Genomic DNA, 5,272 nt, shown 5'->3' with positions numbered 1-5,272 from the left:
TTGATGGTATTGGTGTAAGGCATGATGCTACTGATGAAAGCCAGTTAGCTAATGCAGTAAAACGCCAGTTTATTAATTATGTAAAATTGGGTGATATTAACGAGACCAATGCCTATGCTTTTACACAACAGCAGGCAAATTTTGGCAAGTGGGTAATTGATGCAGGTATAAGGTTTGATTATTTTCATTTTAATTATTTCGACAGGTTAAGTTTACAACAATTACCCTCACAAAATAAAACTATTGTAAGTCCTAAATTAAATGTGCAATACGATATTAATAAAGCTGTGCAGCTATATATAAAGGCAGGTAAAGGGTTTCATAGCAACGACACAAGAGTTGTAATTCCTAACAGTGGCAAGGAAATTTTACCTGCTGCTTATGGAACTGATTTTGGTGTACTTTTAAAGCCAACAAAAGATATTTTATTAAATATTGCAGTATGGGATTTATACTTGAACCAGGAGTTTGTGTATGTTGGTGATGCAGGAATTGTAGAACCAAGTGGTAGAACAAAAAGACAGGGAATTGATGTTATTGCCCGTTACCAGTTTACAAAAAAATTATTTGCTAATGTAAATTTTAATTATACTAAGCCAAGGGCAAGAGATGAGGCTAAAGGATCGGATTATATTCCACTGGCACCAACAGTTACAAGTACCGGCGGTTTATTTTATAAAAATCAAACTGGTATTAATGGCGGCATAAAATACCGTTATATAAAAAACAGGCCGGCAAATGAAGATAATTCCATCGTGGCAAAAGGCTATTTTTTGCTTGATGCTTCTGTAAACTATACTAAACCAAAATATGAAATGGGGTTATCTGTGGAAAATATGTTGAATGTAAAATGGAACGAAGCACAGTTTGCAACCGAAAGCAGGTTACAGAATGAACCCAATACAGTAACCGAATTAAATTTTACACCAGGCACACCTTTTTTTGCTAAACTAAAACTGGCTGTTTTCTTTTAATTTATTTTATAATTTTTATTAGTATGAACAATAACAAGTTTAAATATAATTGCAGGATTGTTGGCTTGATGCTCCTCTCTTTTTTAATTTGCCAATCTTTATTTGCACATGATGTAGAAGGATTGTCAAAATTAAGTAAAACCGAAGTTTTAGGTATTTATTTACAGCTTGGCTATACACATATTCTTCCACTGGGGCTGGATCATATTTTATTTGTACTGAGTTTATTTTTACTCAACCCAAAATTAAAACCAATATTATGGCAGGCCACTGCTTTTACAATAGCGCATACTATTACCTTGGGCCTGGCTATGTACAAAATTATTAAGCCACCCACCAATATTGTTGAGCCGGTAATTGCTTTATCTATTATGTATGTGGCATTAGAAAATATTTTTTCTCCCCGATTAAAAGCCAGCCGAATTGGTATTGTTTTTTTATTTGGGCTGATACATGGAATGGGCTTTGCCAGTGCATTAACTGAACTCGGTCTTCCAAAAAATGCATACTTCAGTTCGTTACTCATGTTTAATTTGGGTGTGGAGCTGGGCCAGGTAACTGTTATTTTAGCCGCCTTCTTTTTAATTGGAAAAATATTTGGAAATAGATCTTACTACAGAAAAAGAATTGTTATCCCGTTATCAATTTTAATTGCAGCCATCGCTGCTTACTGGACTGTAGAGCGTATATTCTTTTGAAATCCTTCATAAAATAATTGTAGAAAACAATGCTCAATAAGAGCAATTAGTTACTCAAAAAAATGTTGCTTCGGTTTCATTTCTTACGGTAAAAAATAAATTTATTACCCAGAAAAAAACTAATTTCTGTTAATTAGAACTTTATCGGAATTGCATCGTTATTTTATTCGGCTGCTCTTAACACTGTATCGCTATAAATCAGCCAGCTAATTTTTAATTAAACTGCTGTAATCCTTTACCATAAAGGGTTTTATCCAAATGACATTGATCGAAATAGTTTAAAATTATTTTGATTTATTCTATTTTTTGATTTATACTATTTACCCCTATTATTTTTTTATTAAAAACTTACTTTATTTTTTTGCTGGCACTACTATTGTTAATTCCTAAAACAGGTATTTTTTTATAAAAAGTTCGTAAAAAATTTTTAACAAAAAAAGCAAAACCGGCTAAAAAAAAATACCGTAGATAAAAAATAAACACGTTTAATTTCATTATTACAAAAATAATTTTATGCTAAGTACTATTAATTCAATCATGTTATTTTCAATGCCCGGAGGAGGAGAACTTATCCTTATTGTGGTTGTAGTTTTACTTTTATTCGGGGGTAAAAAAATTCCTGAGCTTATGAGAGGCATTGGTAAAGGAATGAGAGAATTTAAAGATGCCAAAGAAAACCTTACCGGCGAATTAGAAAAAGGTATGCAGGCAACAGACAATACTAAAATACCATCAACCGGAAGCACAGCCCCGGTGATGCCATAAATAAAAACCCGTAACCTGATACATTACGGGTTTTTAAATTTCACTTTCCTCATAAAATTCCTTCCCAAATATTTATTCATTTAACAATGTCTGCAATTTTTTGCAGCCTGCATAACTATTTTATACATTTTAAAAATTACATCATGAAAAAAACGATTCTTCCCCCACCCTTAGAGAATAATAAACAAATCTCTGAGTTTGGCATGCAGCGTAGAAATATGCTAAAATTTTTTGGTGCTTCTGCCGCACTGGTAACAATTGGCAGTGCCTGTAAAAAAGATGACACGCCTGCAGCTAACGGTGGCGTTAACCTTGGCAGCGGCGATGTTGGTATTTTAAATTATGCGTACGCACTGGAACAGCTGGAAGCAGCTTTCTATGTAAAAGTAGTAGCCTCGCCTTATTCAGGCATGACGGCTTTAGAAACGGAATACCTCACTGATATCCGTAATCATGAAGTTGCTCATCGTGAATTTTTCAGAACTGCTATAACTGCAGCGGCGGCTTCTTCTATAATTCCCGATCTTGAAGTCGATTTTTCTTCAATTGATTTTACAAGCAGGGCTAGTGTATTGGGCACAGCAAAAGCCTTTGAAGATTTAGGCGTTACTGCATATAACGGAGCAGGACAATTGATTTCAACTACAGGTAACGGACCAACCTATCTTACTCTTGCAGGAAAAATTGTTTCGGTTGAAGCAAGGCATGCCGCATTGATAGCTGATCTTTTATCTAACGGAACATTTTCAGCAACAACAGATGCAAATGGTTTAGATATGGCACGTACACCTGCACAGGTTTTAGCTATTGCCGGTACCTACATCAAAACAAAAATTGACGCAAGTAATTTACCATCTTAAAAAAAATAATTATGAACTTACAAAATATAATAACCGAAATAGAAAAAGTAGACCCAGAGGTTTATGAAAGGTTTGACACCAGGCGTAAGGCGATGAAAGGCTTTGCAAACCTTACTGGTAAAATAGCTTTAGCTGCAGTACCATTAGCCGTTGCATCAATGTTTAATAAAGCGTACGGCCAAACCCCGGCAAATGTAAATGCTGTTTTAAATTTTGCATTAACATTAGAATATCTTGAAGCAGAATTTTATAACAACATTGTTGGCTCACCAGGTTACCTTTCAGCTTCGGCTGCAGATAAGGCAGCTTTAACTAAAATAAAAGATGACGAAAACAAACACGTTGCTTTTCTTAAAACAGTTTTAGGTACTGCAGCAGTTGCAAAACCTACATTCGATTTTACAGCAGGTAATGGTTCTGGCACAGGTCCGTTTGCAGGATATCTTGCCAACTATGCCGTTCAGTTAGCAATGGCTCAAACTTTTGAAGATACCGGTGTAAGGGCTTACAAAGGCCAGGCACCCAATCTTCAATCTAACAGGTTTGTTTTAACAGCTGCTTTAAATATCCATTCTGTTGAAGGCCGTCATGCTGCACATATCAGGCAAATGAGAAGGGCTTTGGATGCAGCAATTCCTGCAGCTCAAAAACCTTTGAAGCCATGGATAACACTAAATTACAGTGGTATTGATTTTCCACCGGCTAATGCGGCTATTCAGCCTAGCTATAATGGTGAAGAACTTACCACGCAGGCCGGCGTTAATATCGTTGGTTTGGGCGGGGCTTTCAATACCGCTGGCGCAGCATCAGAAGGATTTGATGAACCATTAACAATGGCCCAGGTTCTTGCTATTGTTGATCCTTTTATTGTATAACAGACCAAGCATAAATACAAAGGCATCCTGTTCTGCAGGGTGCCTTTTTTAGTCCCAACCACTCGCCAGCACATCGGCAATATGCATTGTTTTAAGTGGGAGATTTTTTCCTTTGATATACCCATCCAGGTGCATTAAACAACTGAGGTCGGTGGAGATGATGATTTCGGCTTTTGTTTGAGCTGCATTAATTACTTTCTGGTCGGCCATACCGATAGAGATGGCTTCGAACTTTACTGCAAAGCTGCCGCCAAATCCGCAACAGGTTTCTACATCATTCATTTCTGTAAGCTGCAAACCTTTTACATGCGATAATAATTTACGTGGGGCTTCTTTTATTTTACATTCCCGTAATGCTGCACAGCTGTCGTGGTAAGTTGCTGTTGCATTTAATACCGCACCAAAATTTTCTATCTTCAATACATCAGTTAAAAACTCAGTGAATTCGTAAATGCGTTTGCTTAAATCTTTTACCAGGTTATGCTGAGAAGAATTTTCAAAAAGTTTTGCATAATAATTTCTTACAAAACCCACACAGCTTGCACTTGGGGCTACAATATAATCGGCACCTTCAAAATCTTTTATAAATTTACTGCACACTGTTCTTGCTTCATCCCAAAAGCCTGCATTAAAAGCTGGCTGACCGCAACAGGTTTGGTTGGTATTGTACACCACTTCGCAGCAGGCTTTCTCCAGCACTTTAACCATGTTAAAGGCTGTTTGCGGGTAAAGCTGGTCAACAAAACATGGTATAAATAATTGAACTTTCATGCCCCTGTCCCCTAAAAGGAATTAAATATTTTTTATTAAGAAATAACTTTCAAATGTTCATAGTATAAAGTCCCCTTCAGGGGGTTTGGGGGCTTCCACTTATCATCTTCAACGCAGTTATTGCGGCCTCTTCTCCTTTGTGCCCGTGTTTGCCTCCAGTCCTTTCATCAATCTGTTGTTGATTATCTACAGTAAGTACACCAAAAATTGTGGGTACCGGCAGTATCAAATTTAATTGTACTATGCCATCGGTAACTGCTTTGCATACATAATCAAAATGCGGTGTATCTCCTCTTAACACACAACCTAATGCAATAAACACACAGGGC

At 36.5% G+C, this 5,272-nt stretch carries 7 protein-coding genes; 5 read left to right on the top strand and 2 right to left on the bottom strand.

Features of this window, described 5'->3' with window-relative positions:
* The 5 genes from ACY65O_RS09245 to ACY65O_RS09225 form a co-directional block, all read left to right on the top strand.
* Positions 1-974 (top strand): TonB-dependent receptor domain-containing protein (locus ACY65O_RS09245; RefSeq protein ID WP_462220569.1); only part of this gene is annotated, 974 nt, incomplete at its 5' end.
* Between the two features lie 23 nt (positions 975-997).
* The gene (locus ACY65O_RS09240; protein ID WP_462220568.1) at positions 998-1,672 is read left to right on the top strand and encodes a HupE/UreJ family protein; all 675 of its coding nucleotides are present in this window, start codon (positions 998-1,000) and stop codon (positions 1,670-1,672) included.
* A 513-nt stretch (positions 1,673-2,185) separates the two neighbouring features.
* Positions 2,186-2,437, top strand: coding sequence for a Sec-independent protein translocase subunit TatA/TatB (locus ACY65O_RS09235; RefSeq protein ID WP_462220567.1), 252 nt, complete (start codon positions 2,186-2,188; stop codon positions 2,435-2,437).
* 143 nt (positions 2,438-2,580) lie between these two features.
* Positions 2,581-3,297, top strand: a complete 717-nt coding sequence (locus tag ACY65O_RS09230; protein WP_462220566.1) for a ferritin-like domain-containing protein — start codon at positions 2,581-2,583, stop codon at positions 3,295-3,297.
* An 11-nt stretch (positions 3,298-3,308) separates the two neighbouring features.
* A complete protein-coding gene (locus ACY65O_RS09225; RefSeq protein WP_462220565.1) occupies positions 3,309-4,172 on the top strand; it encodes a ferritin-like domain-containing protein in 864 nt (287 codons plus the stop codon).
* Between the two features lie 48 nt (positions 4,173-4,220).
* On the opposite strand, the gene ACY65O_RS09220 is transcribed toward ACY65O_RS09225, so the two are convergent.
* Both ACY65O_RS09220 and ACY65O_RS09215 read right to left on the bottom strand, forming a co-directional pair.
* The gene (locus ACY65O_RS09220) at positions 4,221-4,943 is read right to left on the bottom strand and encodes a (Fe-S)-binding protein (RefSeq protein WP_462220564.1); all 723 of its coding nucleotides are present in this window, start codon (positions 4,941-4,943) and stop codon (positions 4,221-4,223) included.
* A gap of 76 nt (positions 4,944-5,019) precedes the next feature.
* On the bottom strand, positions 5,020-5,272 hold a 253-nt coding region (locus ACY65O_RS09215; RefSeq protein ID WP_462220563.1), incomplete at its 5' end, for a 6,7-dimethyl-8-ribityllumazine synthase.

The sequence above is a fragment of the Ferruginibacter sp. genome (assembly GCF_031430955.1).
Classification (GTDB): domain Bacteria; phylum Bacteroidota; class Bacteroidia; order Chitinophagales; family Chitinophagaceae; genus Ferruginibacter.
The sequence above is the reverse complement of the archived record's forward strand: the minus strand, read 5'-3'. Positions and strand labels throughout refer to the sequence as shown.